Raw genomic sequence first — 2,614 nt, forward strand, 5'->3', positions numbered from 1 at the left:
AGAACTTAAAGACAAGGAGTTTGTTCCACGGATTCTGAAAGTAGGCGCCTGGTTAACTACACCATCATTCGCTGTCATATTTACCCCTGTGGCACGGCCATTTAAGGCACTTTCAAAACTTGCCACTGGCTTATCTGCCAAGGCACTTCCTTTTACATTAGAAATACTACCTGTTACCTCAGATTTTTTCTGTGTGCCATAACCAATTACAATCACTTCATTTAAATCAGATTTGTCTGGCGATAAAGTCACTGAAATATTCGGTCCTGCTTTTACTTCTTTAGGCGTATAGCCTACATAAGAGATGACTAATATGGCATCAGGCTCCACGCCTGCAATTGCAAAACGACCATTCGCATCGGTCATGGTGCCTTTAGCAGCACCTTTAACTTTTACAGAAGCACCAATGAGTGGCAGGCCTTTTTCGTCTAACACGGTACCTTTAACCTCCAAAACAAGTGGTTTTTTAACTTCCGCAAGCGGTGTAATCAGGATGGTGTTGTTCTGCAATTGATATTCAAAAGGCTGGTCGCTGATGGATTGTTTCAACGCTTCATTGAGCGACACATTCTCCACATGGATAGATACAAGATTTGCTTTTTCCAGCAGGTCTGTATTATACAACAGCTTGCAGCCACTCTGTTTCCTGATTTCGTTGAGTACTTTATTTAAGGATACTTTATTTGCCGACAAAGTAATGTTACTTATTTGTCCACGGGCATTTACTTGCAAGGAGGTGATGCAAAAAGCGAGCAGAAGCGTTTTAGTAAGGAAATTTACTTTAAACTTAGTAGGATGGTCAGGTTTTTTGCATTGGATATCACAATGCACGAAGGCATGGGTAAAATAAAAATTCATAAGCAAAAAATTTAAGGCGGTGATTGTTAATGAGATGACTCTTGTTGCTCGCTACGGTTGGTTCTTACCGATGACTGACTGAGGTTAAAGGAGTGATTTTACATAGGCATTTAATTTAATCTGTTGATAAGGAGGTGAATTATTGTTTGAGAATCTCTATTCTTTTTTCTGTCTTGCCGGGAATGCTGTCGATCTTGAATTTTAAATTGCCTGTTAATTCCAGCATGTGCAGCACTTGCGAGAGGCTGACATATTTGGAAATCACCCCCTGGTAGCGGGTATCAGGAATATGCTGCTCGTCAATTTCAATATTATACCAGCGTTCCAACTGCTTCATGATGTCACCTAGCCGCATGTTATTGAATACAAAATTTCCGTTTTTCCAACCGATCGTTTCTTCGCTGTCTACCTCCACTACACGCGTTTGCTGACCATTAAATATGGCTTGCTGTCCTGGTTTCAACAGGTTGGCAGTTCCAGCGCTAAGGTCCACAACCCTTACACTCCCTTCAAGGAGGGTAGTTTTGGCATTTACCTCATTGCTGTAAGCATTGATGTTGAAATGGGTGCCTAGCACTTCTACTTCCTGAGGGCGCCCTCCTTTGCCTGGATAAACCACTTTAAAGGGCATTTTAACCTTATTGATGGCTAAAGGATTGATTTCAAAATAAGCCTCTCCTGTTAATTCAACTTTGCGCTCCTTGCCCTGAAATACCGTAGGGAATTTTAAGGACGACAAAGCATTGAGCCAAACTTTACTGCCATCTGGCAGGTTAACCTGGTATTGTCCTCCTTTAGGTGTGGTAATGGTGTTTTGCTGAATAGCAATATTTTTATGGTTTTCTTTTACTTGATTATGATCATCAAAAGCATATACCAATTGTCCATCTGCGGTTTTGCTAATGTTTACACCGGGCTGCCGGGCAATTTTTCCGGCATGGGTGTCATCAAGCACAATTTGTGAACCATCGGCTAAAGTTAAAATAGCTTTGTTTCCTCCGGCCAGGGCATCAGGTTTTGGTGTGACCTTCGTTGTATTTTTAACGATGTTATTTTGGACTCTGTTGAATAGTGGTGTTGGAAAAAACAAAAGGCCAATGGCTACTGTGAGGAGCAGCATGGCTGCTATAGCGTATGCCCAGTTGGGCACAACTAATTTTTTAGATTCATGAATGCTTTCTTTTACTGACCCCAGGATATGCTGCAGCATTCTTTTTTGCTGCACCTGGTTGAACACCTCTTTTTCAGGCTCCAATTGTGCCCATGTGGTCCCAAAAAATTCTTCAGCTTGTTTTTGATGCGCTGGATCTGTCAGCAACCGCATCAATTCATTGCGCTCGGCTTCATCTGCCTGCTGATGGATATACAATTGAAAAAGATAATGGAGGCGAGCGTTCTTCATGTGGCGTATAATCTATAATTTCTATAATTGATTTTATACCCTAAAGACACACCGTTTAGGAAAAAGGGGATATGAAAAGGGATATTATTTTGAAATTATTCCAGATTCAACAAATAAGCGATAAAAATTACCACAGAATGGCTACCATTGACGTTCTTTTTAACGTTTTCGAGCGACAACTTATAATATTTCTTCACAGAATCTGTAGCAAGGTTCATTTTTTTGGCTATTTCAGGATTTTTAAGGCCTTGCATTCTGAAAACAAACACTTTTTGTTGTTGTAAAGGCAGCTTTGAGATGGCTTGATCAAGGATAATTTCAAAATCTGGCGCCATTTCAACAAAGGTTTCCGTT

General features: G+C 40.7%; 3 protein-coding genes. All 3 read right to left on the reverse strand.

Annotated elements, in window-relative coordinates; all coding sequences use genetic code 11:
* Positions 1 to 858, reverse strand: an 858-nt coding sequence (locus ACR2F7_RS14885) for a carboxypeptidase-like regulatory domain-containing protein (RefSeq protein ID WP_432714336.1), incomplete at its 3' end; no start/stop codon positions are given.
* Positions 859 to 997: 139 nt separating this feature from the next.
* Complete coding sequence (locus ACR2F7_RS14890; RefSeq protein WP_432714337.1) at positions 998 to 2,260, reverse strand: FecR family protein; 1,263 nt, start codon at positions 2,258 to 2,260, stop codon at positions 998 to 1,000.
* A 95-nt stretch (positions 2,261 to 2,355) separates the two neighbouring features.
* A partial coding sequence (locus tag ACR2F7_RS14895; RefSeq protein WP_432714338.1) for a sigma factor-like helix-turn-helix DNA-binding protein occupies positions 2,356 to 2,614 on the reverse strand: 259 nt, incomplete at its 5' end.

It is taken from the genome of Pedobacter sp., assembly GCF_045628745.1.
Taxonomy (GTDB): domain Bacteria; phylum Bacteroidota; class Bacteroidia; order Sphingobacteriales; family Sphingobacteriaceae; genus Pedobacter.

What these genes read in the sequence shown, in the direction of transcription:
- ACR2F7_RS14890 (WP_432714337.1), bottom strand. Translation starts at nt 2,260, where the DNA reads ATGAAGAACGCTCGCCTCCATTATCTTTTTCAATTGTATATCCATCAG.